This is a genomic window from Methylobacterium sp. P5_C11, assembly GCF_054049775.1.
Genome location: NZ_JBFULS010000001.1, coordinates 255,725 through 281,919, shown reverse-complemented (window position 1 = coordinate 281,919; position 26,195 = coordinate 255,725). Strand labels below are relative to the sequence as shown.

25 protein-coding genes are annotated in these 26,195 nt (G+C 71.1%); 13 read left to right on the top strand and 12 right to left on the bottom strand.

Features of this window, described 5'->3' with window-relative positions; genetic code table 11:
• Nucleotides 1-3: 3 nt before the first annotated feature.
• The 5 genes from ACXJKQ_RS01385 to hrpB form a co-directional block, all read right to left on the bottom strand.
• Nucleotides 4-675 (bottom strand): CoA pyrophosphatase, encoded by a 672-nt coding sequence (locus ACXJKQ_RS01385; protein ID WP_457103967.1) that lies wholly within the window; start codon nucleotides 673-675, stop codon nucleotides 4-6.
• Nucleotides 672-1,256: a DUF1285 domain-containing protein gene (locus ACXJKQ_RS01380; RefSeq protein WP_457103966.1), complete on the bottom strand. Its 585-nt coding sequence runs from the start codon at nucleotides 1,254-1,256 to the stop codon at nucleotides 672-674. The genes ACXJKQ_RS01385 and ACXJKQ_RS01380 overlap by 4 nt, the downstream gene beginning before the upstream one ends.
• A 270-nt stretch (nucleotides 1,257-1,526) precedes the next feature.
• The gene (locus ACXJKQ_RS01375) at nucleotides 1,527-2,750 is read right to left on the bottom strand and encodes an SMP-30/gluconolactonase/LRE family protein (RefSeq protein ID WP_457103965.1); all 1,224 of its coding nucleotides are present in this window, start codon (nucleotides 2,748-2,750) and stop codon (nucleotides 1,527-1,529) included.
• Nucleotides 2,751-2,824: 74 nt separating this feature from the next.
• Entirely contained in the window at nucleotides 2,825-3,250 is a 426-nt protein-coding gene (locus ACXJKQ_RS01370; RefSeq protein ID WP_457103964.1) for a PaaI family thioesterase, read from the bottom strand.
• A gap of 47 nt (nucleotides 3,251-3,297) precedes the next feature.
• Nucleotides 3,298-5,757 (bottom strand): ATP-dependent helicase HrpB, encoded by a 2,460-nt coding sequence (hrpB, locus tag ACXJKQ_RS01365; protein WP_457103963.1) that lies wholly within the window; start codon nucleotides 5,755-5,757, stop codon nucleotides 3,298-3,300.
• A 163-nt stretch (nucleotides 5,758-5,920) separates the two neighbouring features.
• On the opposite strand from hrpB, the gene ACXJKQ_RS01360 reads away from it, so the two are divergent.
• The 4 genes from ACXJKQ_RS01360 (at nucleotide 5,921) to ACXJKQ_RS01345 (ending at nucleotide 8,211) form a co-directional block, all read left to right on the top strand.
• Nucleotides 5,921-6,550, top strand: a complete 630-nt coding sequence (locus ACXJKQ_RS01360; RefSeq protein ID WP_457103962.1) for a carboxymuconolactone decarboxylase family protein — start codon at nucleotides 5,921-5,923, stop codon at nucleotides 6,548-6,550.
• Nucleotides 6,551-6,700: 150 nt separating this feature from the next.
• Complete coding sequence (locus tag ACXJKQ_RS01355; RefSeq protein WP_457103961.1) at nucleotides 6,701-6,934, top strand: hypothetical protein; 234 nt, start codon at nucleotides 6,701-6,703, stop codon at nucleotides 6,932-6,934.
• 107 nt (nucleotides 6,935-7,041) lie between these two features.
• Entirely contained in the window at nucleotides 7,042-7,413 is a 372-nt protein-coding gene (locus ACXJKQ_RS01350) for a hypothetical protein (protein WP_457103960.1), read from the top strand.
• Between the two features lie 99 nt (nucleotides 7,414-7,512).
• On the top strand, nucleotides 7,513-8,211 hold the full coding sequence (locus tag ACXJKQ_RS01345) for a YoaK family protein (RefSeq protein WP_457103959.1): 699 nt from the start codon (nucleotides 7,513-7,515) through the stop codon (nucleotides 8,209-8,211).
• On the opposite strand, the gene ACXJKQ_RS01340 is transcribed toward ACXJKQ_RS01345, so the two are convergent.
• The 6 genes from ACXJKQ_RS01340 to ACXJKQ_RS01315 all read right to left on the bottom strand — a co-directional run bounded on the left by ACXJKQ_RS01340 (nucleotide 8,201) and on the right by ACXJKQ_RS01315 (nucleotide 14,599).
• Nucleotides 8,201-8,449, bottom strand: coding sequence for a flagellar protein (locus tag ACXJKQ_RS01340; RefSeq protein WP_457103958.1), 249 nt, complete (start codon nucleotides 8,447-8,449; stop codon nucleotides 8,201-8,203). The two genes, ACXJKQ_RS01345 and ACXJKQ_RS01340, sit on opposite strands and share 11 nt — an antisense overlap.
• A 102-nt stretch (nucleotides 8,450-8,551) precedes the next feature.
• On the bottom strand, nucleotides 8,552-8,716 hold the full coding sequence (locus ACXJKQ_RS01335; protein WP_457103957.1) for a hypothetical protein: 165 nt from the start codon (nucleotides 8,714-8,716) through the stop codon (nucleotides 8,552-8,554).
• Nucleotides 8,717-8,923: 207 nt separating this feature from the next.
• Nucleotides 8,924-9,976: an FAD:protein FMN transferase gene (locus tag ACXJKQ_RS01330; protein ID WP_457103956.1), complete on the bottom strand. Its 1,053-nt coding sequence runs from the start codon at nucleotides 9,974-9,976 to the stop codon at nucleotides 8,924-8,926.
• Complete coding sequence (locus ACXJKQ_RS01325) at nucleotides 9,973-12,075, bottom strand: 4Fe-4S binding protein (RefSeq protein WP_457103955.1); 2,103 nt, start codon at nucleotides 12,073-12,075, stop codon at nucleotides 9,973-9,975. Before ACXJKQ_RS01325 ends, ACXJKQ_RS01330 begins: the two co-directional genes overlap by 4 nt.
• Before the next feature lie 284 nt (nucleotides 12,076-12,359).
• On the bottom strand, nucleotides 12,360-13,367 hold the full coding sequence (locus tag ACXJKQ_RS01320; RefSeq protein ID WP_457103954.1) for a PQQ-dependent catabolism-associated beta-propeller protein: 1,008 nt from the start codon (nucleotides 13,365-13,367) through the stop codon (nucleotides 12,360-12,362).
• Complete coding sequence (locus ACXJKQ_RS01315) at nucleotides 13,364-14,599, bottom strand: ABC transporter substrate-binding protein (protein ID WP_457103953.1); 1,236 nt, start codon at nucleotides 14,597-14,599, stop codon at nucleotides 13,364-13,366. The genes ACXJKQ_RS01320 and ACXJKQ_RS01315 overlap by 4 nt, the downstream gene beginning before the upstream one ends.
• Before the next feature lie 218 nt (nucleotides 14,600-14,817).
• On the opposite strand from ACXJKQ_RS01315, the gene pedF reads away from it, so the two are divergent.
• The 9 genes from pedF to ACXJKQ_RS01270 all read left to right on the top strand — a co-directional run bounded on the left by pedF (nucleotide 14,818) and on the right by ACXJKQ_RS01270 (nucleotide 23,674).
• Nucleotides 14,818-15,246: a cytochrome c-550 PedF gene (gene pedF, locus ACXJKQ_RS01310; protein WP_457103952.1), complete on the top strand. Its 429-nt coding sequence runs from the start codon at nucleotides 14,818-14,820 to the stop codon at nucleotides 15,244-15,246.
• Nucleotides 15,236-16,099 (top strand): substrate-binding periplasmic protein, encoded by an 864-nt coding sequence (locus tag ACXJKQ_RS01305; protein ID WP_457103951.1) that lies wholly within the window; start codon nucleotides 15,236-15,238, stop codon nucleotides 16,097-16,099. Before pedF ends, ACXJKQ_RS01305 begins: the two co-directional genes overlap by 11 nt.
• 347 nt (nucleotides 16,100-16,446) lie before the next feature.
• Complete coding sequence (locus ACXJKQ_RS01300; RefSeq protein ID WP_457103950.1) at nucleotides 16,447-18,216, top strand: PQQ-dependent methanol/ethanol family dehydrogenase; 1,770 nt, start codon at nucleotides 16,447-16,449, stop codon at nucleotides 18,214-18,216.
• Between the two features lie 176 nt (nucleotides 18,217-18,392).
• A complete protein-coding gene (locus tag ACXJKQ_RS01295; protein WP_457103949.1) occupies nucleotides 18,393-19,052 on the top strand; it encodes a response regulator in 660 nt (219 codons plus the stop codon).
• A gap of 600 nt (nucleotides 19,053-19,652) precedes the next feature.
• Nucleotides 19,653-20,138, top strand: coding sequence for a MarR family winged helix-turn-helix transcriptional regulator (locus ACXJKQ_RS01290; protein ID WP_457103948.1), 486 nt, complete (start codon nucleotides 19,653-19,655; stop codon nucleotides 20,136-20,138).
• On the top strand, nucleotides 20,135-22,189 hold the full coding sequence (locus tag ACXJKQ_RS01285) for an FUSC family protein (RefSeq protein ID WP_457103947.1): 2,055 nt from the start codon (nucleotides 20,135-20,137) through the stop codon (nucleotides 22,187-22,189). Before ACXJKQ_RS01290 ends, ACXJKQ_RS01285 begins: the two co-directional genes overlap by 4 nt.
• The gene (locus ACXJKQ_RS01280) at nucleotides 22,186-22,395 is read left to right on the top strand and encodes a DUF1656 domain-containing protein (RefSeq protein ID WP_457103946.1); all 210 of its coding nucleotides are present in this window, start codon (nucleotides 22,186-22,188) and stop codon (nucleotides 22,393-22,395) included. Before ACXJKQ_RS01285 ends, ACXJKQ_RS01280 begins: the two co-directional genes overlap by 4 nt.
• On the top strand, nucleotides 22,392-23,318 hold the full coding sequence (locus tag ACXJKQ_RS01275) for an efflux RND transporter periplasmic adaptor subunit (protein WP_457103945.1): 927 nt from the start codon (nucleotides 22,392-22,394) through the stop codon (nucleotides 23,316-23,318). The genes ACXJKQ_RS01280 and ACXJKQ_RS01275 overlap by 4 nt, the downstream gene beginning before the upstream one ends.
• Nucleotides 23,319-23,386: 68 nt before the next feature.
• Nucleotides 23,387-23,674, top strand: a complete 288-nt coding sequence (locus ACXJKQ_RS01270; RefSeq protein WP_457103944.1) for a hypothetical protein — start codon at nucleotides 23,387-23,389, stop codon at nucleotides 23,672-23,674.
• A gap of 667 nt (nucleotides 23,675-24,341) precedes the next feature.
• Here ACXJKQ_RS01270 and glmS read toward each other — a convergent pair.
• Nucleotides 24,342-26,168 carry a glutamine--fructose-6-phosphate transaminase (isomerizing) gene (gene glmS / locus ACXJKQ_RS01265; protein ID WP_457103943.1) on the bottom strand — a complete coding sequence of 609 codons (1,827 nt, stop codon included), beginning with the start codon at nucleotides 26,166-26,168 and terminating at the stop codon, nucleotides 24,342-24,344.
• Nucleotides 26,169-26,195 lie beyond the last annotated feature (27 nt).

Here is a 26,195-nt window from a genome sequence, read left to right as displayed (position 1 = left end):
AGCCTATCGCGCCGCGCGGCGGACGTCGCCCGCCTCCGCCTCCGGGTAGAGTCGTTCCCGGAGGTTGTTCAGGATCCCGGCGGTGACACCCCAGATCAGCCGCTCCCCGAAGGTCAGGGCGTAGAACCAGCGCTCGCGTCCCTGCCACGCGCGGGAGCGCAGGCGGTACCGCTCCCGGTCCATCAGGATGTGGAGCGGGACCTCGAAGACGTCGGCCACCTCCGTGGGGTTGGGCGACAGGGCCGCCTCGGACCCGACCAAGCCGATCACCGGGGTCACCATGAAGCCCGTCCCCGAGAGATAAGGATCGAGATAGCCGAGCAGCCTCACCAAGCCGGGATCGAGCCCGATCTCTTCGAAGGCCTCCCGGAGGGCCGCATCCGCGGGGCCGGGATCGGACGGATCGATCTTGCCCCCCGGAAGGGCGACCTGCCCGGAATGATCGCGCAGATTCGCGGCCCGCAGGGTCAAGATGAGGCTCGGCCCGTCGTCGCGCAGCACGACCGGCACCAGTACGGCGGCGCGGCGGTGCGGAGGCGGCGGCATCACGGCCGAGCCGTCCGGGTCGAGGGTGTGGTCGCCGCGGGGATTGGAGAGCGGATCGTCCGGCCCGGGCGGATCCCGCGACAGACCGATGGCGGCGCGGGCGAGGAAGTCGGCGAGGCGATCGCTCACGCGGCGGCAACCCGCGCGATGGTGTGGAACGTCCCGCCGGCCCACAGGCCGAGCCAGGGCTGCCCGTCGACGCTGTGCTCCTCGGCGAGGTCCACGAGGTCGTAGGTCAGCGCCCGGGTGACGCGCGCCCACAGCCCGCGGCGGACATGGAGATAGGGCTTGAGCGCCCCGTCCGGCCCCTCGTCGAAGCGCAGGGCATGCTCCGCATCGACGCTCACCAGATCGTCGACGTTGGTCCGGAAGGCGATGCGCCGCGCCTCCCCCGTGCCGTCGACGGCCATCTCGACGGCCACGAAGGCCGCATCCTCGACCGTGATCCCGACGCTTTCCACCGGCGTGACCAGGACGGTCCGGCCGTCCGCCTCGCGGCGCAGGATGCTGGCGAACAGCTTGACCAGCTTGTCCCTCCGGATCAGCGCGCCGTTGTGGTGCCATGTCCCGTCCGCGGCGATGCGGATGTCGATGGCGCCGCAATAGGGCGGATCCCACCGTTCCACCGGCGGCAATCCGCGCTTCGGCAGGTCCCCGAGGGCCGCGCTCAGGCGGCCCAGGGTCGGGTCGGGGGTGGTATCCTCGCTCATGCCCGATACAGATAGCGCCCCCCGGCGCCCACAGCCATGGCCGGCGGCCGTGTCCTGCGATCGCGACTGCGCGGCGGCCATGCCGGCCCCTGCCGGGCGCGCTGGAGCCGTTCCCGATCGGGTCAGGACGGTATCGATCACTGTGCCCGTGCCGAACGAGGCGCAGGTCCCCTCCCGCACAGGAGCAGGGTCACGGCCCGGCTGTCGCCAGCGCAGACGCCGGTCTTCCTGACCGTTGCGACCAGATCGGGAACGGCCCTGGCGGTCGCCTCAGGCCGGTCCGGCGCCCTGTGTGTTCACCGTGAGCGCGTAAAGCGACTGGCTCGCCGCCATGAACAGGCGGTTCCGCTTGGGGCCGCCGAAGGTGAGGTTCCCGCACACCTCGGGCAGGCGGATCCGCCCGATCAGCCTCCCCTCCGGCGTCCAGACGGTGACGCCGTTGTAGCCCACGGCCCGGCCGGCATTGCTCGAGACCCAGAGATTGCCGTCGACGTCCGCCCGCAGGCCGTCGGGACCGCACTTCACCCCGTCGACGATGCAATCCGCGAACAGCCGCTTGTTCGCGAGCGCAGGTCCGTCGCCGACATCGAAGGCGTAGATCTCACCCTTGCCGCCGGGGCCGGTATCCCCCGGTCCCTTCCCGGTGGAGCAGACGTAGAGCGTCCGGTGATCGGGCGAGAAACACAGGCCATTCGGATCGGGCACCTGATCGTCGGTGAGGACCCGGTCGATCCGGCCGGACGGATCGATGCGGTACACCGCGTTCGGCAGCGTGCGCCGCCGGGGCTTGATGCCGGCCGGCTGGCCGAGTCGCGGGTCGAGGCGGCCCTGCGGATTGCCCGGGCCGCCCGGCGCGTCGGCCAGGCCCTCGTAGAGCAGCGCGCCGTAGGGCGGATCGGTGAACCAGTACGATCCGTCGGCATGCTGGACCACGTCGTTGGGCGACGTGAGCGGCTTGCCCTCGAAGCTGTCGGCCAGGACCGTCGCCGCGCCGTCGAGTTCGTAGCGCACGACGCGCCCGGCGGCGTGCTCGCAGCTGAGCTGGCGGCCCTGGCGGTCGAAGCTGTTGCCGTTCGAATTGTTGCTCGGCATCCGGAAGACGGAGACGTGCCCGTCCTCCTCGAGCCAGCGCATCTGCCGGTTGTTCGGGATGTCGCTCCAGACGAGGTAGCGGCCGACTGCGTTCCAGGCCGGGCCTTCCGCCCAGAGCGCGCCGGTCCAGAGCCGGCGGATGGCACTGTTCGCCACCACGTAGGGTTCGAAGGCCGGATCGACCGTGATCACGTCCGGATCGGTGAAGTACGTGGTCGGGGATGAACCCGGCCGGAAGTCGCGCGGCGGGCTGGTCACGGTGCTGGGCGGCTCCGGCCGCGCCGAAGCGTCCCCGGCCGCGGTGACGACGGCTCCCAGGCCGGCGAGGATCGCGCGCCGGGAGAGTGCGGCCGAGCCTCGATCCGCCGCGGTTCCGAATGCGTCGGTCTTCGCCTTCCGCATGGGATCCTCCATCGCGCGGCCCGCGCGGGGGCCGCGGGGCGGGCCATCACGTTAGGATCGATGTCCTGTCCCGGTCAACTTGGCCGGCGGCGCAGGATCTTCCAGACCCCGTCCGCCGAGGCGAGGAGGCGCGCGCCGTCGCGGACGTCGCCGCGCATGAACACGAGGGAGCCGGTGCGCTTGACCACCTGCGGCCGGATCTCGATCCAGTCGCCGAGCCGGCCGACATCGATGAACTTCATCTCAAGCTGGATGGTGACGCAGTTGGCACCGTCCGCGGCGCGCATCGCGGTCTCGCCGAGGGCGCGGTCGGCGAAGCTCATCAGCATGCCGCCATGGACCACGCCGATCAGGTTGGCATGCTTCTGCTCGGCCCGGAACGCGTAGGCGCCGTCGGCAGCGCGAAGACGCAGCGGCCCCACATGGGCGATGAAGCCCTTGTCCTCCACCAGCGCCCATCCGTCGGCGGCGGGGTCACGTGCGGTCGTGTCGTTGGTCATCGTGTCCGGTCCGTTCTGGTCGCGTCTGTCGAGGGGTGTCGTGGCCGTCAGGTGCCCCGGGGCTTGGCCCGGCGGGTCGGGGACTCGCTGAGGGGATCCTCCGGCCAGGGATGGCGCGGATAGCGCCCGCGCATCTCGGAGCGCACCGCCGCCCAGGATCCGCGCCAGAAGCCCGGCAGGTCGCGGGTGATCTGGATCGGGCGCTGCGCCGGCGACAGCAGGTGCAGGACCAGCGGCCGCCCCCCGGCCCTGGGATGCCGGTCGAGGCCGAACAGTTCCTGGACCCGCACGGCCAGGACCGGTTCCTCGGCGGTGTAGTCCACCGGGATGCGCGACCCGGTCGGCACCTCGACGTGGGTCGGAGCCTCCGCGTCGAGCCGGGCGCGCAGGTCCCAGGGCAGCAGGGCCTGCAGGGCACCCGCGAGGTCGTCCGCCGTGACCGACGCGAGGGCGGCACGCCCGAGGAGAGCCGACGCGAGCCACGTCTCCGCGGTGCGCGCCAGAGCCACGTCCGAGAGATCCGGCCACGCATCGCCCTCTGCGGCGTGGAGGAAGCGGATCCGAGCGCGCCATTGCGACAGGGCCGGCGTCCAGGGCAGACGCTCAATCCCGAGATCGGCGATGCCGCGCGCCAGGATCTCCGCGCTCTCCGGTTCGGCGGGCACCGGCAGCGGCCGCGCCCCGAGGCTCACGGCGCCCAGCCGCCGGACCGCCCGAGCCCGCAGGGCCGCGGCCTGCGGATCGAACGTGATCTCGGTGCGGGATTCGATCCGGTCGGCGAACAGCCGCTCGATCGCCTCGGTCCCGATCGCCGCCGCGGCGAGGATCCGGGCGTTGCCGGCCGATCCGGCGAGATCGGCAATGACGAGATAGGTTTCGCGGGCGAGCGCGCTCGCGGAGTCGAGACGGCCGGCCCGTCCGCTCGCCATCACGAACTCGCCCTCGCGGCCCCTGGCTCGGGCGACACGGTCGGGATAGGCGAGTGCCAGGAGCGGGCCGGCCGCGGCCGGTTCGGATTCCGCCGGCCGGCCCGCCCCGGCGATCCGAGCCCAGCCGTCCGCGAGCCGCCGCATGTCGGCGGCGCGTTGTCCCCGGTCGCGCCGGAAGCGCTCGACCCGCTCGTCGAGGTCGAGGCCGTCCCCCCCGAGCCCACGCTCCACCAGCACGGCCGCGAGGTCGGCGGCGGCCCGGCCCTGGCCGGTTCTGGCCGCGACTGTCACCATCCGGGCGAGCCGCGGCGGCAGTGGCAGGGCGCGCAGGCGCGCGCCGATTGCCGTCAGGCGTCCATCCCGGTCGAGCGCCCCGAGATCGGCCAGCATCGTGCGGGCCTCCGCCAGGGCCGGGGCCGGCGGCGGATCGAGGAAGGGGAGCGAGCCCGGCTCGGCCACGCCCCAGGCGGCGCAATCGAGGAGCAGCCCGGCGAGGTCGGCCGACAGGATCTCGGGCCGGGTGAAGGGTTCAAGGGCGTTCGTGCCGGCCTCAGACCAGAGGCGCCAGCACAGGCCAGGCTCGGTCCGCCCGGCCCGGCCCCGGCGTTGATCCACGGAAGCCCGGGAGGCGCGGGCCGTGACCAGCCGGGTCAGGCCGAGGCCCGGCTCGTAGACCGGGATCCGGGCGAGGCCGGAATCCACGACGATCCGAACGCCCTCGATCGTCAGGGAGGTCTCGGCGATGCTCGTGGCGAGCACGACCTTGCGGGTGCCGGCCGGCGCCGGGGAGACGGCGCGGTCCTGCTCGGCCGGCGTCAGCGCTCCGTAGAGGGGTGCCAGCTGCACCGCGGCATCGACCTTCTCGGCGAGGAGGTCGGCGGTCCTGCGGATCTCCGCCTGTCCGGGCAGAAACACCAGGACCGAGCCCGGATCCGCGCGCAGAGCCCGCAGCGTGACCTCGGCCACCGAGTCCTCGATCCGGCGGTTCGGGTCGCGATCCACGTACCGGGTCTCCACCGGGAAGGCGCGGCCCTCGGAGGTCACAACCGGGCAATCGTCCATCAGCCGCGCGACCCGGGCACCGTCGAGCGTCGCCGACATGACAAGGATCCGCAGGTCCTCGCGCAGGCCGCTTTGCGCGTCGAGCGCCAGTGCGAGGCCGAGATCGGCGTCGAGGGAGCGCTCGTGGAACTCGTCGAACAGGACCGCACCGATTCCGGCGAGTTCCGGGTCGTCCAGGATCATGCGAGTGAACACGCCCTCGGTGACCACCTCGATCCGCGTCCGCGCGGAGATCTTCGAGCCGAGCCGGACCCGCAGGCCGACCGTCCCGCCGACGGGCTCGCCCAGCGTCTGCGCCATCCGGGCGGCAGCGGCCCTGGCGGCGAGGCGACGGGGCTCCAGGAGGATGATCTTCCGCCCGTCGAGCCAGGGCGCGTCCAGCAGGTCCAGGGGCACACGCGTCGTCTTGCCGGCGCCGGGCGGCGCCACCAGCACGGCGCCGCTGCGCGCGGCGAGCGCGCGGCGCAGATCGGGAAGCGCTGCCTCGATCGGCAGCACGGGTGCGGGGCCGGCCATCGCGGCCGCTGATGGCGCGGCGCGGCCCCGAAGGCAACCGGTCCGCCCGCCCCGTGACGGCGCGCGGGTTTCGACACGTCATCGGCAACCAAGACCCTGGCGGCCGGGCGGCGCTGCCGCGATCGTGCCGCGGGACTCAAACGATCCCCTCGGGAGTGAAACGATGAACACCTTCCACCGCGCGCTGGCGCTTGCCGCCCTCGCCCTGCCGCTGGCGACGGCCGTCGCGCGGGCGCAGGACCGCCTGCCGACGATCCCGCCGCAGGACTACACCCCCGAGCAGAAGCAGGCGGCCGACGCCTTCACCCAGGCGCGGGGCAAGCCGCCGTTCGGGCCGTTCGAGCCCCTCATGCACTCGCCCGAGGTCATGACCCTCGCCCGGTCGATGGGCGACTACCTGCGCTTCAAGCCGAAGATCGGCACCACGCTGTCGGAACTGGTGATCCTGATGACCGCCCGCCGCTGGACGCAAGATTACGAGTGGTACGTCCACGCGCCGATCGCCGAGAAGGCCGGGATCGCGCCCGAGATCGTCGCCGCCATCCGCGACGGCCGCCGCCCGGCCAAGATGAGCGACGACGAGACCATCGTGTACGATTTCACGTCCGAGCTTCAGGATAACAAGCGCGTCTCGGATGCGACCTACGCGCGGGCCGAGTCCCGGTTCGGCAAGGCGGCGATCGTCGATCTCGCGGCGATCTCCGGCTACTACACCTTCCTCGCCATGGAGCTGAACGCCGCGCGCTATCCGATTCCCGCGGACGGTAAGCTGCTGCCGCGGATGCCCGAATGAGCCGGCTTATCCACAGCCGCGTCTAGGCGAAATCCGAGTTCTCCACAGGGTTCGGGCCGGGTGATGCGGGCATCCGGCCCTGTCTTGACGAAACATTAACCCTTCTGGCTTGTTCTCTTTTCGTTCCCGTACCCAACGATGGAGAACCCGATGCCGATCCAGGCCCTGGCCGCGCGCGACGAGCATGCCTGTCCCGTCGAGGCGATCAGCACCGCGTATCTCGGCTTCGCCGGCGGCGATGCCGGGATCGCGTTGCGCTGCGCGATCGCCGACGCCCTGTCGGACCTGATGGAGGCGGAGCGGCGCACCCGGGAGCGCAGCCGCCTGATCTCCCGCGGCTACATCCGGGCCGTGCCGCATCCGGAGGCCGAGCCCGCAAGCTGAACAGTGGCTGCAGGGCGGCTTCAGCGTCGGTGCAGGGCGGGGGTGGCACTGTGTCCTCCGTGATCCGGGGCGCCGCAGGCGTTCCGCACTGCTTCCGGAGACAGGTCATGACACGCATCGCTCTGCTCTCGGCCGCCGCGCTGATCGGCGCGGGCAGCCTGGCCTCCACGACCGCCGAAGCCCGCGGCGGCGGTGCCATCGCGGCCGGCATCCTCGGTGGCTTGGCGGCCGGTGCGCTGATCGGCGCCGCGACCCAGGCACACGGGGCGCCGGGCTACGGTTACGGCGAGCCCGATTATGGCTACGCTCCGGCCCCCGTGGTGGTGCGTCGGGCTCCCGCCTACCGCGTCTACGAGGAGGACGCCCCGGTCTACGCCACGCGGCGGACCGTGACCTACGAGCGCGTCCCCGTCGGCTACGGCCCCGCCCGCCGCTGGGGCCGCGACTGGGACGGGGATTACGGTTATCGCGGCTGGTGAGCGGCGGCGCGCCGCATGGGTGCCCAGCCGCCTGCGTGACTTGAAGGCGGTTGCAGGACCGGGCTGAATCCGGAACCCCGCACCTGAGACGACGATTCCATGCTGGTCCAAGAAGGAGAGACGCGCACCCCCGAGGCCGACCGGGCTCTGGCCCTGTCCCTCGCCGCCGTGGCGGGCGCATTGAACACCGCGGGCTTCTACGCGGTCGGCCTCTACGCATCGAACATGACCGGGAACGTCTCGACGATCTCCGACCGGACGGGCACCGGCGATCTCGTTCTGGCTGTGCAGGCCGGGCTTCTCGTCATCCTGTTCGTGCTCGGCGCCGCGACCGCGACGCTCCTGATCCGCCGGCGTCGGCGCGCCGCCGGTCCCGACGCCTACGCGTACAGTGTCTGCGTGGAGGCGATCCTCCTCGTCGCCGTTGGCGTGCTGGTGCTCGCGCTCCAGGAGCCGGCGCGCAGCCATGTTCTGGTCATGGGCCTGAGCTTCATCCTGGGCCTGCAGAACGCCGCCGTGACGAAGATCTCCGAGGCGCGGGTGCGGACCACGCACGTGACCGGCATGATTACCGATATCGGCATCGAACTCGCCCGCTGGTTGGATCGCGGACCGCCCGGACCCGGGCCGCTCAAGCCCCACGATCCGATGCGGCTGCGGCTCCACCTGCTGACCGTCGGCGCCTTCCTGGCGGGCGGCGTGGTGGGCGTCATGGCCTACCGGCTGACCGGCGTGGCGCTGCTGTTCGCCGCGGCCGCGATCCTCGCCGGCCTGGCGGTCCCCGCCCTCAGGCGCTGACGTCCAGGAGTTGTCCCATCATGCGGTCGGCGGTCCGCGCCACCGCGGCGTTCAGCGCGAAGGCCGATTTCGATCCGATCAGGTCGGCGGCGGCCCCCGACAGGTCCACCTGGGCGGCGGGCGGCAGGGCGGTGTCGCCGAGCGGGGCTCCGCTCGCCGCGATGGTCTGCGCGGCCGTCCCGAGCCGGTCGGTGGCCCGGGTCATGCCGGTCGTAGCGGTCCGAAGGGCGTCGATCATGCCGGAATCTCCCCGGGACGATCCTGGCAGGAAGGCGACAAGAACCGGTTGCGGCGATCGCTCGAATGCGCGGGATCCCGGGCGAAAAGCGTTTCCCGCATCTCACCCCTTGGGGGCGCACACGGTGATCGCCGAGGCCCCGCCATAGGGACGATCCGCATGGGCGATCATCTGCGCCGCGACCTCGCAGGCCGGCTTGCTGTTGAACTCGACGGATCCGACAGCGGAGCCCGAGCCGGCGAGCATGATGATGAGCACGTAGACCACGCCAGTCTCCTCCGACGCCCTGCCCCGACGGCGGCGCATGAGAGCATTTCTACCGGGCGCGATGCGGATTGCGTGGACGAACGTAGCGGCTTTCCGTGCCTGGGAAAGCGGGTCGGGGTGAAAGCCGAGACCGGACGGCCCTCTTCACGCCGCGGAGGCGGGATCCGCTCGCCTCGGAACGCTCCCCACCCTCGACTTGCCTCTCCCTCACCGTCCCGGTGCGTGCGGCTCGCCCGGCAGGTCCGCCGCGTCGACGGATAGCGTTGAGGCGTCCCGGGGCTTGTCGGTGAAGCGCACCGCGCAGCCCGGATGGGCTGCGACCAGCCGCGCACCGCACTCCCGACCGAGAACCATGCAAGCGGTCGACAGGCCGTCGGCGAGGAGTCCCGTCGGCGCGGTGACGGTCACGGACGCAAGGCCAACGGGGGAATGCCCGGTCGCGGGATCGAAGATGTGGTGATCGGCCCGATCCTCCGAGAAGCTCATGTTGTAGTCGCCCGACGTTGCGGCAAAGCCCGTGAAGGGGGCGATCACGGCGGCGAGGGAGCCGGGGTCGCGCGGATCGGCCAGGCCGAGGCGCCAGGGGGTTCCATCGGGATGGGCGCCGCGGGCACCGAACTCGCCGGTATCCACGAAGGCGTCCGCGATGCCGCGCTTCCGGAGCGCGCCCATCACCTGATCGGCGGCGTAGCCCTGGATCAGGGCGTTCAGGGTCAGGGTTGTCCCGGGCTGCAGGGCGATGCGGTCGGGTCCGACCTGCACGCGCCGCCAGCCGATCCGCGCCAGGGCGGCAGCGAGGGCGCCCGCGTCAGGCCGTGCGCCCCGGGCGGCCGCGCCGGACCAGACGGGCCAGAGCGGCTGGACGGTCGGGTCGAAGGCGCCGTCGGTCCCGGCCGCGAGGGCGAGGGCGAAACGCAGCAGCGTGACGAGGTGCGGGTCGGGCGCGTCCAGGACGCCGGCGCGGTTGAGTTCGGAGAGGGCGCTGTCGGCCCGGAACAGGCTGGCGGCGGCCTCCACCGCGCGCATGGCCGCGAAGCCGTCGCCCAGGGCGGCCTCGACGACGGATGTGTCCGGCCCCGCGGCGGTGAGGGCGACCGTGGTGCCGAAGGCGAGGCCGGCGCGCGTGCGCAGGCGCAGGCCCCGCGCCTCCGCAGATCTGCGGAATGCCGAAATTCCGGCGAGCCCGGCGGCGCCGGCCAGGCCGGCGGCCCCGACGAGGACGCGGCGGCGCGCGGGGCCGAAGCGGTTCGGCGCCCTCATCCGACGGTCGCCGGGCGGTTTGCGGCGCGCCGCCTGCGCTTGCGCGCCACCACCTGCGGCACGCATTGCGCGGGATCGTGGATGATCGTCACGCACTCCATGCACTGGAAACACTCGGCGTAGTCGATCCGGCCGGAGGGTGCGATGGCATCGTAGCGGCAGCGGACCCTGCAGAGCTGGCAGGGCGAGCCGCACTCGGAGCGACGGGGAATCCAGTCGAGGATCCGCAGGCGCCCGAGCACGGCCAAGCTCGCCCCGAGGGGGCAGAGATAGCGGCAGAACCCCTTGTAGACGAAGAGATTCAGCACGAGGAGGCCGAGCGCGTAGACGACGAACGGCCACGCGCGGACGAAATACAGCGTGATGGCGGTCTTGAACGGCTCGATCTCGGATACGGTATCGGCGAGCGGCGACCCGACGGCGGCGGCCCCGAGGATCCCGGCGAGGGCGATGTACTTCCCCTGCCGGAGCGCCCGATCCAGCGCGGCCGGGACCGTGATCTGCCGGATCCGGAGGGGCCGCGCCAGGACCGCGACGAATTCCTGCAGGGCGCCGAAGGGGCAGAGCCAGCCGCAGAAGGTCCCGCGTCCCCAGACCAGGAGGGCCGCGAGGGCGAAGGCCCAGAGCACCAGCGAGGGCGGGTCGTAGAGCAGGAAGGCGAGGTCGTGGGTCACGCAGGCGGCGCGCACGAGGCCCACGAGGGTCACGATCGACAGCTGCGCCTGTGCGGACCAGCCGAGGAACCCGAGGGTAAGGGCCAGGAAGCCGTAGCGGAACGCCGCGAAGCCGCGGGCCTGGGCCACCAGCCCGCGCTGGCGCGCCAGGACCGGGACCAGCACCGCGAGCATCAGCCCGATCAGCCCGAGTTCGCCGGCCCGCGCCCGCCACGGATCCGTCCAGCTCGGTCCGTCATCCGGATGGCTCAGGGTGAACAGGTCGGCGGGCAATGCGGATTCCACCGGGAAGGTCCGGGCGATCTTCTCCGACAGGATCTGCCCGCGCTCACGGACGATCGTCTCGGTCAGCACCCAGGGGGCGGAGGGATCGAAGCCGGCCGCCTCGTCGATCCGCAGGATGGTCCAGGACCCGGGGGGCAGGCCCTCGGCCGAGCCGGCGTCGCGGCGCTCCACCGCCATGTCGCGGGCGTTGACGATCAGGCCGCCCTGGCTGAGGGCCAGCCGGTCGGGCACGGCGCCCAGGACGAAGCGGTCGCCGATCGGATTCTCCGGTGCCTCCGGCGGCCCGGCGCTCAGCACCATCACGGCGTGATTGCCGGTGCCGCGTTCGGCCATCAGCGCCTCGTACCGCGCCTGCCCGAGCAGGTTGCGGCCGATCGACGGCACGTCGAGGCAGGCGACGTACAGGTCGGTCAGGACCGCTTCGGGCGGCCCGTCGGCCGGGTCTTCGACGCCGGTCCCCTTGAAGGCCGCGGCGGCGGCAGCGTTCGTCACCGTCAGCCGCTTCACCCAGCCCCGGGCGAGGAGCTCGGCCAGGGGCAGGGGTTCGTAGAGACCGGGCTTGGCCTCGACCCGGAGGCCGAGATTGGCGGCCCCGAAGCCGAGCTTGCGACGCGCCACCGTGAGGGCCGAGGTCAGGATCGATTGGTTGATCACCCGGGTCGAGGCGGTGGCCATCGCGATGCCGTCGACCGTGGTCTGCGGCGCCGCACCGGCGGCGCGGGCGTTCGGCCGGCCGACCCGGACTGCCTGCCGCGCCGACAGCCCGGCATATTGCTCCACGAAGGCGAAGAGCGGTTCGGAGCCGAGACCCTCCAGGAAGACCGGCTCGTGGTGGGACACGACCTTCACGTCCCGGAAGGTGCCGTCGGGCGCCAGCGCGATCAGCAGGTCGGGGGGGGTGCCGCCGAAGCCGGGGATGGGGGCGAGATCGACGGATTCGAAGGCGTAGGCGAACACCTCGTAGGCGCCGGCCTGCTGCTTGAGGATCGGCCAGACCGGAACCGCGTCGTCCTTCTCGCCGACGATGAGCGGCGGCGGGAAGTAGGTTTCGAGGGCGGCGCGGTCGAGCTGGCCGCCGACGGCGGGCCACGTCGCCAGAAGGCCCAGGAGGATGAGCGCCGCGCGCAGAAAGGCATCCAAAGCCGCGCTGCGCCTCTCGGGCGCCGAGCGGGATGCGGCCGGCCTCGGGGACTGCCTGACCGGCACACGCGGCGCGGCCGCCGTCTCCCGCGGAATGGCCAGGAGGGGGCGCGTCGCGCTCTGCCGCCAGTGCCCGTCTCCGACCCGGATGTGTGACCATCGTAACCCGTGCGGGACAGGGAGGACCCGCGCCCGGGTCCACACCGCCGTCGCCACGCCGGATGCGTCGTTCTGGAGGCCTCCGCGGAGGCCGGCGGGTGTTGCGGTCCGCGACCGGTCGAGCCTCACGGCGCCGCACCGGCGGCGCGTCCGTCCGGTGTCTTGGCCGCCGTCATGGGGCGGGCCGCCGCGCCCCAGGGGAAGCGGCCGACCTTCACGGTCTTGATAGGCCTGAACGTCGCGGCGTCGATCACCGTCACGTCGCCCGAGACACCGTTGGTGGTGTAGAGCCGGGTCCCCGCCGCGTTCAGTGCGAGCTGCCAGACCCGGCGGCCGACCAGGATGTAGCTCTCGACCGCGTGGGTCACGGTATCCACCACCGCCACCCGGTCGGACGGGCCGAGCGCCACGAAGGCGTGGCGCCCGTCCTTCGCGAACTGGATGCCCACCGGCTGGATCCGGTCGGCCGCGACCCCCTTCACGGCGAAGGCGATCGTGCCGGTCACCCTGCGGGTCGCGACGTCGATCACCGAGACGGTCCCGCCGATCTCCGAGGAGGCCCAGAGCCTGGACCCGTCCGCCGAGAAGGCCGCGAAGCGCGGCCTCTGCCCGACCGGCGTGGCGTCCACCGCCTCCAGGCTGCGCGTATCGATCCAGTGGACCATGTTGGTGGTCTCGGAGGTCGTCACGGCGGTGCGGCCGTCCGGGCTCACGGCGACGCCTTCGGGTTCGATCCCGACATCGATCTGCGCCAGGACCTTGCGCGTCTGGGCGTCGACCACGGTGGTGGTGGCGTTCTCCTCGTTGGCGATAAAGAGCGTGCGCCCGTCCGGCGCCAGGGCGAACTGCTCCGGATCCTCCCCCGAGGGCAGGTTGTGCCGGACCTCACCGGTATCCGGATCGATCACCTGCACGGCGTCGGAATCGCTAGCGCAGACGTAGAGGGACCGTCCGTCCTTCGAGAAGGTCAGCCCCCTTGGCCGCCGGCCGACGGGGAAGGTACGCAACACCTCCAGGCTGTCGCCGTCGATCACCGAGACGGTGTTGTCGCGCTCGTTCGAGACGAAGATCTCCTCGGCCCGCGCCGGCGCGGCGAGGCAGAGCACTAGGGCGAGGGCGGCGAGGCGGCTCATCCCGACATCCCCGGAAAGGCGCGGCAGGCACTCTCGGGCGCGTCGAGGCCGAGGGTGTCGAGTTCCGTCCGGTGGTGCAAGTAGCCTTCGATCGGCGCCGTCGCGGTCACGGCGCCGGGCCAGAGCAGGAAGACCGGCTGGCGCAGCTGCCCGTCCCAGGTGCGGAAGCTCAGGGGCCTCCCCTTGAACCCGCCGACCTCGAAACCGGGTGCCGTCAGGGCGGCGCGGACCGCACCGGCATCGGTGCTGCGCACCTTCACGGCCGCCTCGCCGACCGCGTGAACCGCCATCCAGCCGGCCCAGTCGACGGGCCGCATGGGCCGCCCGGCCAGCTTCCGGAACCGGCCCTGGAGCTGGACGGCCGCCCAGGCCTCGACCGATCGTCCCCAGGCCGCCGGCGACAGGCCCTGGGTCCCGACTACCGGCCGGGGCGAGGCGGTGTTGTAGTTCAGGCTCGCGCCGAACGCGCCCGCTTCATCGGCCACCGCCACGACGTCGTGCTCCGGCCCGCGGGTCGGCAGGGCGAATTCCCGCAGGGCGGTGTCGCGGACGTCGCCGCCCTGGGGATCGTAGCGCGACTCGGCGACGATCCGCGCCCCGAACTTCTTGGCGCTGCGCTTCAGCGCCTCGGCGTAGAGCGCGTCCCCCGGCGCCGGCCCGGTCAGCAGCAGGATCCGGGACCAGCGCTTGAACGCCAGGAACTGGACCAGCGCGTCGGCCAGCATGGCGCGGGAGGGCAGGACGTGGAGCAGGTTCTTCCGGCAGTCGGCGTCGCGCAGCCGCGTGTCCGGAGCGCCGATATTGAGGAGCACGCTGTCGTGCGCCTCCGGCAGATCGACGACGGCGAGCACGTCCGCGGCCGGGGCGTTGAGCACTACGATGCGGGGATCGGCGAGACCCCGGAACGCCTGGCGGATGTCGTCGCCCGGCTCGACGACCTTCGCGTCCAGGTCGAAGCGCAGCCCGAGGAACCGGCCGGTGGCGTTCGAATCCCTCAGACCGAGTTCGGCGCCCTTCGCGCCCTCGTCGTCGGGGATCGCATCCTCGTTGTTCAGGGGGACCGGGCGCTCGATCCGCCGCTCCAGGTAATGGATCCGCAGGGGCGATCCCGGCTCCGGGGTCGCGGCGGCGGCCGTCGGCATCGGCCCAAGACCGAAAAGGGCTCCGGCGAGCAGGAGGGCGGCCACGGGCCGTCCGCAGATCCAGGCCCGCTGCGCGCCGGGGGACATCATCCTCGCCCGCTTCCTCCGTCCCCGAGGACGTTATCGTTGTGCTCGACTCTAAAGGCGGACAACGGCCCGCCGATATTGGACCAAGGTGCACCAGCCAATCCTGATGCAGTGCAGCATCAGTCGTATATCTGCGGGATCAGACGAGACCGTACCAAAGCATAATGGGTCGGGCACCCGGTACTTGCTAAGCGTCGTCCAACAACGATGGGAGGCGGCGGATGCGCTTGATCAACACGGCGGCGGGCGGTGCGCTAGCGGCGCTGGGGCTGGCCCTGGCCGCCGGCAGCGCCTTCGGCCACGGCGACGTCCAGCCGCAGCCGGTGAAGACCGACGGCCTCAAGCCGCTGGGCGCCGAGTGGGTCACCGAGAATCCCTACAAGGGCGACGCGTACGCCATCTCGATCGGCGCCTCGGGCTTCAACCAGAATTGTGCCCGGTGCCACGGCCTGGAGATGATCTCCGGCGGCCTCGCCCCGGACCTGCGCTACCTGCCGCAGGGCAAGGAGGGTGACGAATACTTCGTCGAGCGCATGAAGCACGGCGCCGTGATCAACGGCGTGACCAAGATGCCGGCCTTCGACGGGGTGATCTCGCAGGAAGGTTTGTGGGCGATCCGCAGCTACATCGAGTCGAAGCATGAAGAATAGCGCGCGGCTCCTCGTCGCCTGCGGGCTCCTTCTGGCCCTCCGGTTCCAGCCGGAGCTGGCCGCCGCGCGCCCGCTCGATCAGGTCGTCGCCGACGGGACGCTGCGGGTGGCGGTCTACGGCGACAACGCGCCGTTCTCCGACACGGTCAACGGCAAGGCCCGGGGCATCGACGCGGATCTCGCGCAGGCCATCGCCGACGCGCTCAAGGTGAAGCTCGACCTGCGCGTGGTCGATGCCGGCGAGAACGTCGACGGCGACCTGCGCCTGAACCTGTGGAAGGGCGATCTCGCCGGCACGCCCCTCGCCGACCTGATGCTGCACGTCCCCACCGACCGGCAGCTCGCCCTGCGCAACGATCAGGTTGTCTTCACCGCACCGTATTTCGAGCAGGAGATCGCCTTCGCGTACCGGAAGGACGCGCTGGAGGGCTTGGACCGGCTCGACGACATCGGCGACAAGAGCGTCGCCCTGGAGGGCACGAGCGCCGCCGACCTGATGCTGCTCACCGCGCAGGGCGGCCGGTTCCGCCCGAACCTGAAGCACTACAAGAGCTTCGAGGAGGCCGCGCAGGCCTATCGCGCCGGCGAGGCCCCGATCCTGGCCGGCACCCGGGCTGCGATCGAGGCGGCCCTGGCCGCCGCCAAGGCGCCGAAGGACGACAACCCGATCGTGACGGTCCCCTCGACGGGGCTGGTCAAGACGCGCTGGGAGATCGGCGGCGCGGTGCGCACCGATTCCCGCGACCTCGCCTACGCGGTCGGGGACGCGATCACGGCGCTGAACGCGGACGGCCGCCTCAAGGCGCTCTGCGAGACCTACGGCGTCACCTACACGCCGCCGAAGGGATACTGAACGCAACCGTCTTTGCGAGCGAAGCGAAGTAATCCAGACAGCGCCGCATCTTGGTAGGATGGGGTGCCCTGGGTCGCTTCGCTGCGCTCGCCATGACGGCGTTGCCGAACATCAGATTTCCCGCCCACGGCAACCTGCAGCGCGGTGCAATTTCGAGCCACAACCATGATGAATACATGGTTTCCAGCGCCATGCCGCGCCGAGTCATTCGACCAATGGCCAATAAGACTTTCCTGAGAACCTCGATAGCCTCGGTTCCCAAGGGGGCGCCCCGCGACTCGTGCGGCCCGCGTCGAAACCCGGATGCCACGGCCATGCGGACCGGGGCCGACAACGGAGGATACGTCATGAGAATGCGGACCCGGTTCCTCGCCGCGGTGGGCGTCGCCGCCCTCGTGGCAGGGGGCGCCCTTCCGGCCATGGCCGAAGGCGTCACCGAGCAGGACATCATCAACGATGCCAAGACGCCGGGCGACGTAGTCACCTACGGCCTCGGTCCGCAGGCCCAGCGCTTCAGCCCGCTGAAGACCCTCAACCGCGACAACATCAAGGGCCTCGTCCCGGCGTGGTCGTTCTCCTTCGGCGGCGAGAAGCAGCGCGGCCAGGAGAGCCAGGCGCTGGTGAAGGACGGCATCATCTACGTCACGGGCTCGTATTCGCGCATGTACGCGATCGATTCCCGCACCGGCGACAAGAAGTGGGAATACGACGCCCGGCTGCCGGAAGGCATCCTGCCGTGCTGCGACGTGGTGAACCGCGGCGCCGCCCTCTACAAGGACAACGTCTACTTCGGCACGCTCGACGCCAAGCTCGTCGCCCTCAACACCAAGACCGGCAAGGTGGTCTGGCGCAAGGACATCGACGACTTCAAGGCCGGCTACAGCTACACGGCCGCCCCGATCATCGTGAAGGGCAAGATCATCACCGGCGTGTCCGGCGGCGAGTTCGGTGTGATCGGGCGCATCGAGGCCCGCGACGCCGAGACCGGCGAGGTCGTGTGGAAGCGCCCCGTGATCGAGGGCCACATGGGCGAGCTCAACGGCAAGCCCTCGACCATGACGGGCAAGACCAACGAGTCCTGGCCCGGCGACATGTGGAAGTTCGGCGGCGGCGCCACGTGGCTCGGCGGCACCTACGATCCCGAGACCAACCTGATCTACTTCGGCACCGGCAACCCGGGTCCGTGGAATTCCTGGCTGCGGCCGGGCGACAACAAGTGGACCTCCTCGCGCCTCGCCCTCAACCCCGACAACGGCGAGATCGTGTGGGGCTTCCAGACCACCCCGCACGACGGCTGGGACTTCGACGGCGTCAACGAGTTCGTGCCGTTCGAGCTGAACAAGGGCGGCAAGACCATCAAGGCCGGCGCCACCGCCGACCGCAACGGCTTCTTCTACGTCCTCGATCGGACCAACGGGAAGTTCATCTCGGCGACGCCGTTCGTCGAGAAGATCAACTGGGCCAAGGGCATCGATGAGAACGGCCGCCCGATCTACAACGAGGAGAACCGGCCCGGCGACCCGAGCAAGGCGACCGGCGACGACAAGAAGGGCAAGTCGGTCTTCGCGGTGCCGAGCTTCCTCGGCGGCAAGAACTGGATGCCGATCGGCTACAGCCCCGACACCAAGCTGTTCTACGTGCCCTCCAACGAGTGGGGCATGGATATCTGGAACGAGCCGGTGAACTACAAGAAGGGCGCGGCCTATCTCGGCGCCGGCTTCACCATCAAGCCGGTCTTCGACGACCATATCGGCTCGCTCAAGGCGATCGACCCGGCCTCCGGCAAGGTCGTGTGGGAGTACAAGAACAAGGCGCCGCTCTGGGCCGGCGTGCTCACCACCGCGGGCAACCTTGTCTTCACCGGCACGCCCGAGGGCTTCCTGAAGGCCTTCGACGCCAAGACCGGCGAGGAGGTCTGGAAGTTCCAGGTCGGCACCGGCGTGGTCTCGTCGCCGATCACCTGGGAGCAGGACGGCGAGCAGTGGATCGGCGTCGCGGCCGGCTGGGGCGGCGCGGTTCCGCTCTGGGGCGGCGAGGTGGCCAAGTCCACCGCCGGCATCAACCAGGGCGGCAGCTTCTGGGCGTTCAAGCTGCCGAAGACGGTCGCGTCGCGCTGAGGCGCATCACCGAAAGCGAGCCGGCCCCAACACGGGTCGGCTCGCCCAGGTCCCGTGGTGGGGCGTTCGTCTCAACACCCGCTTGCGTCCCGGGGCCGCTTCCATCACCTTTCAGGCGTTCCGCCCAGGTATTCGGCGGATCCCGTAGGGATCTCGAGCGAAGGACCGAGTTGTCCGTGCATCTCCTGATCGTCGACGATCACCCGCTGTTCCGGGACGCCCTGGCGGCCACGATCCGCCTCGCGCATCCGGACGCAGTGCTGCACGAGGCCGACGGCATCGAGGCCGCCTGCGCCGTGCTCGCGGCGAACCGCGGCATCGACCTGACGCTCCTCGACCTGTCGATGCGCGGCGTCACCGGCTTCGACGGCCTGATCACCATCCGGGCGAGCTTCCCGCGGATCCCGATCCTGATCGTCTCCGGCCACGAGGATCCCCGCATCGTCCGCGAGGCCCTGCAGCACGGGGCAGCCGGCTTCGTCCCCAAGGCCATGGACAAGGCGACGCTCACCCGGGCGATCACCGAGGTGATGAGCGGCGCGCTGTTCCTGCCGCCGGGCCTCGCCGAGGCGAGCACGCCGGCGCCGCGGTCCAAGAAGGCGCCGCTCGCCGAGCGCCTCGCCCGGCTGACCCCGCAGCAGCTGCGGGTGCTGATGATGATCCGGCAGGGCAAGCTCAACAAGCAGATCGCCCACGAGCTTCAGGTCGGCGATTCCACCGTGAAGGCCCATGTCTCCGAGATCCTGCGCAAGCTCGAGGTGATCAGCCGGACGCAGATCGTGATCGATACGGCCTCCCTCGACTTCGACCAGATCCACAACGCCCATCCGGCGTGACGAACTGAGCAGAGGCGCGAGTCCGCTGCGAACGCGCAGGCTCAGGACGCGCCGCGACGTGACTCAGGTCAGCGCGACGTCCGGAGACGTGGCGCAAATGGATTGCTTCGCTCCACTCGCAAAGACGGCCGGAGGCGTCATCACCTCTGGCATAAGCCGAACGCCTGTAACGCAGTCGAAGGTGCTCCGGGATCCAGCACTGGAAGCGCCGCGTCAGCGGCACAGGTTGGTCCGAACCTTTCCTGATCGATCAGAGCGGCGCCGCTGTCTTTGCGAGCGGAGCGAAGCAATCCAGTCGGCGCCACGCTGACACGTGTTGCGCAGCTCTGGGTCGCTTCGCTGCGCTCGCGATGACGAGGCAGGCTGCACCGACCGGAACGCTCAAGCGAAACCGGACGCTTCGCGACGTCTCGGGCCGGATTCCGGGCCGCATTCCGCCGGTGCTGCATGCGACCGGGAGAAGCGGGAGCCCATTCGTATCCCGCAACCCTGCTCCCCCCGAGAAGCCACCTTTGCAAAATAGATATGATGCTATCTATCAGCATGCGAGCTGATAGATCGGACCGACCGGCCAGATCCTCGCAGCGATGGATTAGGCCCTTGCCCGGCATCAACGATCCGAAGACGCGGGAGCGCCTGCAGCAGGCCTGCACCCACGCGCTGCTGACCACCGGCCGCCACTGGCGCCGCGCGGCCAACATGGTCGCGGAGGCGCATGGCCTGTCCGACGCCACCGCACACCCGCTGATCATCATCGGCCGCATGAACGAGGAGCCGCGCCAGAATGCCCTGGCGGAAGCCGTCGGCATCGAAGGCCCTTCGCTGGTCCGCCTCCTCGACCAGCTCGCCGCCGCCGGGCTGGTGGTCCGGCGGGAGGATCCGTCCGACCGCAGGGCCAAGGTGCTAGGCCTGACCCCGCGCGGCCGGCAGGTCTTCGAGCAGATCGAGGCCGAGCTCTCGACCCTCCGCGCACGCGTCTTCGCGGAGGTCGCCGATGCCGACCTGGAGGCGAGCCTCCGGGTTTTCGCGGCCCTTCAGAACGCCGGTCGCGCGGCCGCCGAGCCCGAGCTGGAGCCGGTCTCGTGACCCTTCCCGGATGGCGCGACTGGGCCTTCGCGCTGAAGACCTACGCGGCGGCGATGCTCGCCCTGTACCTGGCCCTCTGGATCGACCTGCCGCGGCCCTACTGGGCGCTGGGCACCGTGTACATCACCAGCCAGGTTCTCTCCGGCGCGACGCGGGCGAAGGCCGTCTACCGGGTCTGCGGCACCGTGCTCGGCGCGGCCGTGAGCGTCGTGCTGGTGCCGAACCTCGTCAACGCGCCGATCCTGCTGAGCCTCGCGGTGGCGCTCTGGGTGGCGCTCTGCCTCTACGTGTCTCTCCTCGACCGGACGCCGGCAAGCTACCTGCCGATGCTGGCCGGCTATACGGCGGCCTTGATCGGCTTCCCTGCCGTGGACGATCCCGGGGCGATCTTCGACACGGCCGTGGCGCGCGCCGAGGAGATCTCCCTGGGGATCGTCTGTGCCGGCCTCGCCGCCACGCTGGTGCTGCCGCAATCGGCCGCCCCGGTCATCGTCGCCCGGCTGAACCTGTGGCTGGCCGAGGCCCGGGCCTGGACGCAGACCGCCCTCTCGGCGGCCCGCGCACCGAACGTCGGGGGGGCGGCGCCGGGCAAGGGTGTTCGCCTGCGCCTCGCCTCGGACGCGATCGGCCTCGACGCCCTCGGGCTCGCCCTGCGCAACGAGAACACGGGCGCGGAGCGCGCCGCGGAGGCCTTCGCGCCGCTCCGCCAGCACATGCTGATGGTCCTGCCGATCGTCGCCGCCGTGTCGTCCCGCGTCGCCACCCTGGAGCGGGCGGGCGCGCTGCCGCCGCGGGTCCGGGCCTTCCTGTCGGACCTCGCAGTCTGGCTCGCCGAGGCGGACGACGACCCGGCGGGCGCCGCGCGGCTGCGCAGCCGCATCGACGGGTTCGCGCCGGTCCTCGGCCGGAACCCGGACTGGCCGACGCTGCTGCTGGCGAGCCTCGCGGAGCGCCTGCGCGACGTCGTCGACCTGCGGCAGGATCTGCGCGCGCTCCGCGATCACGTCGCCGCCGGCACGGCGCCGCGGGCGCCGCTCGCCTTCGCCTACACGGCCCGGGTCCGGTCCATCCGCCACCGGGATCACGGGCTGGCGGCGTTCTCGGCCTTCGGGGTGTTCGTCGGCCTGCTGGTCTGCTGCGCCATCTGGATCGCCACCGGCTGGCCGGACGGCTCCGCGGCACCGATGATGGGCGCGGTCGCCTGCTGCCTGTTCGCCGCGCAGGACGACCCGGTGCCGCAGATCCTGAGCTTCGCCAACTCGGCGATCGTCGGCGCCCTCGGCGCGGGATTCTACCTGTTCGCCGTGCTGCCGCTCGCCACGTCCTTCGAGATGGTGGCGCTCGCGCTCGCGCCGGCCCTGATCCTGTGCGGCCTGATGATGACGCAGCCGCGCTTCGCCGCGATGGGCATGGGTGCGGCCCTCAACGGCGCCACGCTTCTGGCGCTCCAGAACGGCTACAACGGCGAGTTCGCGCCCTTCGCCAACGGCGTGGTCGCCTCGGTGGTGGGGATGTGGAGCGCCGCCGTGGTGACCCGGCTGATCCGCTCGGTCGGCGCGGGCTGGAGTGCCCGGCGCCTGGTGCGGATCAACCGGCGCAGCCTCGCGGCGGCCGCGGACGGCCGCGGCACCGGACACGGCCTCGAACTCGCGGCGCTGATGCTCGACCGCGTCGGCCTGATCGCCCCCCGCCTCGCGACGCTGCCGGCAGAGACGTCGGCGGGCCTGGGCGACCTCCTCGCCGACGTGCGGGTGGGCATCAACCTCGTGGCGGTGCGGCGGGTGCGGCGGAGCCTGACGGGCGCGGCACGCACCGCCGTCGATCACGTCCTGGCACTGGCGGCACGCGCGTTCCGTGGACGGACCGGCCGATTGGAAGCGGGACTCCTGGTGGCGCTGGACGACGCCCTCGACGCCGTCGCCGCGGCCGTAGCCTCGCCGGAGCGTCGGGCCGCCCTGATCGGCCTCACCGGCCTGCGCCACGGGCTGTACCCCGATGCGCCGGCCTACCGGGCGGCGACCGCGCCGCATCTGCGGGAGATGGCGGCATGATGGGCGAGATCGACCTCTACGGCGTGTTCGTGCCGGGCCTCGCCCTCTGGATGGTGATCGCCTTCGCGCTCGGCCTGCCCCTGCGCCGCCTTCTCGCGGCGACCGGCTTTTACCGCCTCGTCTGGCACCGGCCGCTCTTCGACCTCGCGCTCTACGTCGTCCTGCTCGGCGGCGTCGTGTCCCTCGCCCATCGGACCCTGCCATGACCGCCCTGTTCTCCGCCCTCGGCCGCCTCTTGGTCACCGTCGGCATGGTCGCCGCAGCGCTGATCGTCGGCCTCGGCCTGTGGGACTACTACATGGACGCGCCCTGGACCCGGGACGGGCGCGTGCGCGCCGACGTGGTGGCGGTGGCCCCCGACGTGTCCGGCCTCGTCACCGAGGTGCTGGTGGAGGACAATCAGGTCGTCCGGAAGGGCGACGTCCTGTTTCGCATCGATCCGGACCGGTTCCGGCTCGGGCTGCGGCAGGCGGAGGCGACGGTCGAGGGCCGCAGGGCCACCGCCGAGCAGACGGCCGCCGATTACGCCCGCTACAGCAAGCTGTCCGACGCGGCGGTCTCGCAGCAGAAGGTCGAGGCCGCCAAGGCCGCCGACCTGTCCGCGGAGGCCGCCTACGAGCAGGCCCTGGCCGACCGCGACCTCGCCAAGCTCAACCTGGACCGCTCGGCGGTGCGGGCCTCGGTCAACGGCCGGATCACCAACATGGAGCTGCGCCCGGGCGCGTACGTCACCACGGGCCACGGGGTGATGGCGCTGATCGATCGCGACACGGTGCGGATCGAGGGCTATTTCGAGGAGACCAAGCTGCCGCGGATCCGCGTCGGGGCGCCGGTGACCGTCCAGCTGATGGGCGATGCCGGGGTGCTCGGCGGCCATGTCGCCAGCATCGCGGGCGGCATCGGCGAGAGCGGCCGGAGCGACGCCACCAACCTGCTCGCGAACGTGAATCCGACCTTCTCGTGGGTCCGCCTCGCGCAGCGCATCCCGGTGCGGATCACCCTCGACGGCAGCACGGCGGATCCCCGTCTGGTGAGCGGCCGGACCGCGACGGTCTCGATCGCCCCCGCGTCGGGCGCGGCGGCGATGCGCTGGCCCTGGACGGGGTGGCGCGAGGCGCTCGCCCGCTGAGGGCCGCAGCGAACCATCCCGGCGCCCCGGGGTTGGCCTGACACGACTCAGCCCTGTCAGGAGGCCCCATGAAGACGATCCTCGCCCTCGCCACGTCCCTCGTGCTCGCCCCCTCCGGCGCGGCACTGGCTCAGGCCCCCCAGACCGGCGGGGCCAATCAGGGCAACGTCAACAAGTCCGGCGCGGTGGGCGGCACCGGGACGGGAGCCGGGTCCATGGAGCGCACCGGCTCCACCGGAGCCGGCCTGCCGCCCGGGACCAGCGGTGGTCCGCGCGTCAGCACCCCCGGTGCGCCCGCCGGCAGCAGCTCGGGCAACGGCGCGACCGGCAGCGGCGCCGCGCCGAGCGGGCGATAGGACGCGCAGCGCCTCTTCCTCCCCCACAGAGGGGGGAAGGGAGAGGCGGGGGCGAGACGCTGTTATGGATTGCGGCGGAGTCGGCAGCCTTGCGGAGAAGCAGAGCACCGAAGGCTCCTCGGCGCGACCCGAGACCAGGCACAACACGGCGCGCAAGATTGGACGGTCAGGGGCGCCTGGGCTGCATCGCGGAGAAAATGGGACACTCCCCCAGAGTCTGTAGCTGCAACCAAACCCCCCGACTCGCAAATATAATTTTTATACTTTGTATCTAATTAGGTCGTATAAGTTCGCAATTGGCTATTGATATTTGCAACGTTACTGAAACGAAGTGTCGTATATTGCGTGATAATCAAATCGATGGCTTCAAACGGTCTCGTTTTGTCGGTCTTACGCGCATTGCCAATGTGCGCGCCCCGGATGACCTGAGCAAGGGACTGTGATCGTGGACCGGGTGGGAGTATCGATCGTGATCTGGCTAAGAGCTGACCCTCACGCTGAAAAATCGACGATGGGTTGGCATGTATAAGTAGCCATCCCCGCAGTCACGGCATTGGCGTGCGGTATCCGACAGGCGACATTGCCGGTCCCCACGGGGGCTTGCTGCTAAGATTGTGATGTCGCCTGACTTTATTGTTCGTGGAAACCGAAATCTGACCGCGCGCACCTACTCCACGGTGACCGACTTGGCGAGGTTGCGGGGCTGGTCGACGTCTTTCCCCATGAAGACTGCTGTGTGATAGGCGAGCAGCTGGATCGGGACCGCGTACACGATCGGCGCCACGGTGGCGTTGACCGCCGGCATGGTGAAGGTCGCCAGCGTGTCGAGCCCGTGCTCGGCCGCGCCCTTGGCGTCGCCGATGAGCACGATGCGCCCGCCGCGGGCGGCCACCTCCTGCATGTTCGAGACCGTCTTCTCGAACACCGCGTCGTGCGGCGCGATGACGATCACCGGCACGCTCTCGTCGATCAGGGCGATCGGGCCGTGCTTCAGCTCGCCCGCCGCGTAGCCCTCCGCGTGGATGTAGCTGATCTCCTTGAGCTTCAGCGCGCCCTCCAGCGCCATCGGGTAGCTGGTGCCGCGGCCGAGATAGAGTACGTCCCGCGCCTTCGCGACCTCCCGGGCCAGAACCTCGATCTCCGGTTCGTGGGTCAGCGCCTCCGCCATCAGGCCGGGGGCCTTGATCAGCGAGTCGACCAGCTGACGTTCGCCGGCCGCGTCGAGGGTGCCCCGCGCGCGGCCCGCCGCGATGGCCAGGCACAGCAGGACGGTGAGCTGGCAGGAGAACGCCTTGGTTGAGGCGACGCCGATCTCCGGCCCGGCCAGCGTCGGCATCACCACCGAGGATTCCCGCGCGATGGTCGAGGTCGGCACATTGACCACGCTCAGGGTGTGCTGGCCCTGGGACTTCGCGTAGCGCAGGGAGGCCAGCGTGTCGGCGGTCTCGCCCGATTGCGAGATCACCAGCGTCAGCCCGTCCTTCTCCAGGGGCGCCTCGCGGTAGCGGGCCTCGGAGGCGACGTCGATCTCCACCGGCAGGCGCGCCACCTGCTCGAACCAGTACCGGGCGACGAGGCCCGCGTAGTAGGCCGTGCCGCAGGCGGTGATGTAGACGCGGCTGAGCTTGGCGAAGTCGAAGGGCAGCGCCTCGGGCAGCATCACCCGGCCGTTGGCCATATCGACGTAATGGGCGAGCGTGCGGCCCACGACCTCGGGCTGCTCATGGATCTCCTTCGCCATGAAGTGGCGGTACTCGCCCTTGTCGATCCGGTAGGCCTGCGTGGCGATCTTTTGCCGCGGGCGCTCCACCGCGGCCCCCGAGGCGTCCCGGATCTCGGCGCCGCTCCGTGTCAGGATCGCCCAGTCGCCCTCGTCGAGATAGGTGATCGCGTCCGTGAACGGGGCGAGCGCCAGGGCGTCGGAGCCCAGATAGGTCTCCCCCTCGCCGAAGCCGACGGCCAGAGGCGCGCCGTGGCGGGCGCCGATCAGCAGGTTCTCCTCGCCGGAGAAGATGAAGCCCAGCGCGAAGGCTCCGCGCAGCCGCGGCAGGGCGGCGGCGACCGCCTCCACCGGACCCATCTTCCGGTCCATGTTGCGGCTGACGAGCTGGGCGACGACCTCGGTGTCGGTCTCGGTCTCGAAGACCACGCCGTCGGCCTCGAGCTCCTGCTTCAATTCGCGGAAATTCTCGATGATGCCGTTGTGGACGACGGCCAGCCGCGCGGTGGCGTGCGGGTGGGCGTTGGTCTCGTTGGGCCGGCCGTGGGTCGCCCAGCGGGTGTGGCCGATGCCGATCGTGCCGGTGAGCGGCTCGCGCTCCAGGCGGGCCTCGAGGTTGACGAGCTTGCCCGAGGCGCGCCGCCGCTCCAGCCGGCCGTGCTCCAGGGTGGCGATGCCGGCGGAATCGTAGCCGCGGTATTCGAGACGCCGCAGGGCCTCGATCACCTGCCCCGCCACCGCGTCGCGCCCGACGATGCCGACGATGCCGCACATGGAACTGTCTCTCGTTTCGATGGCCGG

Bases quoted from the DNA above. Each gene is read 5' to 3' on its own strand.
- ACXJKQ_RS01360 (WP_457103962.1), top strand. From the start codon at position 5,921: ATGAACACCTTCCACCGCGCGCTGGCGCTTGCCGCCCTCGCCCTGCCG.
- ACXJKQ_RS01355 (WP_457103961.1), top strand. From the start codon at position 6,701: ATGCCGATCCAGGCCCTGGCCGCGCGCGACGAGCATGCCTGTCCCGTC.
- ACXJKQ_RS01380 (WP_457103966.1), bottom strand. From the start codon at position 1,256: ATGAGCGAGGATACCACCCCCGACCCGACCCTGGGCCGCCTGAGCGCG.
- glmS (WP_457103943.1), bottom strand. From the start codon at position 26,168: ATGTGCGGCATCGTCGGCATCGTCGGGCGCGACGCGGTGGCGGGGCAG.
- hrpB (WP_457103963.1), bottom strand. From the start codon at position 5,757: ATGGCCGGCCCCGCACCCGTGCTGCCGATCGAGGCAGCGCTTCCCGAT.
- ACXJKQ_RS01370 (WP_457103964.1), bottom strand. From the start codon at position 3,250: ATGACCAACGACACGACCGCACGTGACCCCGCCGCCGACGGATGGGCG.
- pedF (WP_457103952.1), top strand. From the start codon at position 14,818: ATGCGCTTGATCAACACGGCGGCGGGCGGTGCGCTAGCGGCGCTGGGG.
- ACXJKQ_RS01340 (WP_457103958.1), bottom strand. From the start codon at position 8,449: ATGATCGACGCCCTTCGGACCGCTACGACCGGCATGACCCGGGCCACC.
- ACXJKQ_RS01300 (WP_457103950.1), top strand. From the start codon at position 16,447: ATGAGAATGCGGACCCGGTTCCTCGCCGCGGTGGGCGTCGCCGCCCTC.
- ACXJKQ_RS01305 (WP_457103951.1), top strand. From the start codon at position 15,236: ATGAAGAATAGCGCGCGGCTCCTCGTCGCCTGCGGGCTCCTTCTGGCC.
- ACXJKQ_RS01330 (WP_457103956.1), bottom strand. From the start codon at position 9,976: ATGAGGGCGCCGAACCGCTTCGGCCCCGCGCGCCGCCGCGTCCTCGTC.
- ACXJKQ_RS01270 (WP_457103944.1), top strand. From the start codon at position 23,387: ATGAAGACGATCCTCGCCCTCGCCACGTCCCTCGTGCTCGCCCCCTCC.
- ACXJKQ_RS01350 (WP_457103960.1), top strand. From the start codon at position 7,042: ATGACACGCATCGCTCTGCTCTCGGCCGCCGCGCTGATCGGCGCGGGC.
- ACXJKQ_RS01315 (WP_457103953.1), bottom strand. From the start codon at position 14,599: ATGATGTCCCCCGGCGCGCAGCGGGCCTGGATCTGCGGACGGCCCGTG.
- ACXJKQ_RS01280 (WP_457103946.1), top strand. From the start codon at position 22,186: ATGATGGGCGAGATCGACCTCTACGGCGTGTTCGTGCCGGGCCTCGCC.
- ACXJKQ_RS01345 (WP_457103959.1), top strand. From the start codon at position 7,513: ATGCTGGTCCAAGAAGGAGAGACGCGCACCCCCGAGGCCGACCGGGCT.
- ACXJKQ_RS01375 (WP_457103965.1), bottom strand. From the start codon at position 2,750: ATGCGGAAGGCGAAGACCGACGCATTCGGAACCGCGGCGGATCGAGGC.
- ACXJKQ_RS01275 (WP_457103945.1), top strand. From the start codon at position 22,392: ATGACCGCCCTGTTCTCCGCCCTCGGCCGCCTCTTGGTCACCGTCGGC.
- ACXJKQ_RS01320 (WP_457103954.1), bottom strand. From the start codon at position 13,367: ATGAGCCGCCTCGCCGCCCTCGCCCTAGTGCTCTGCCTCGCCGCGCCG.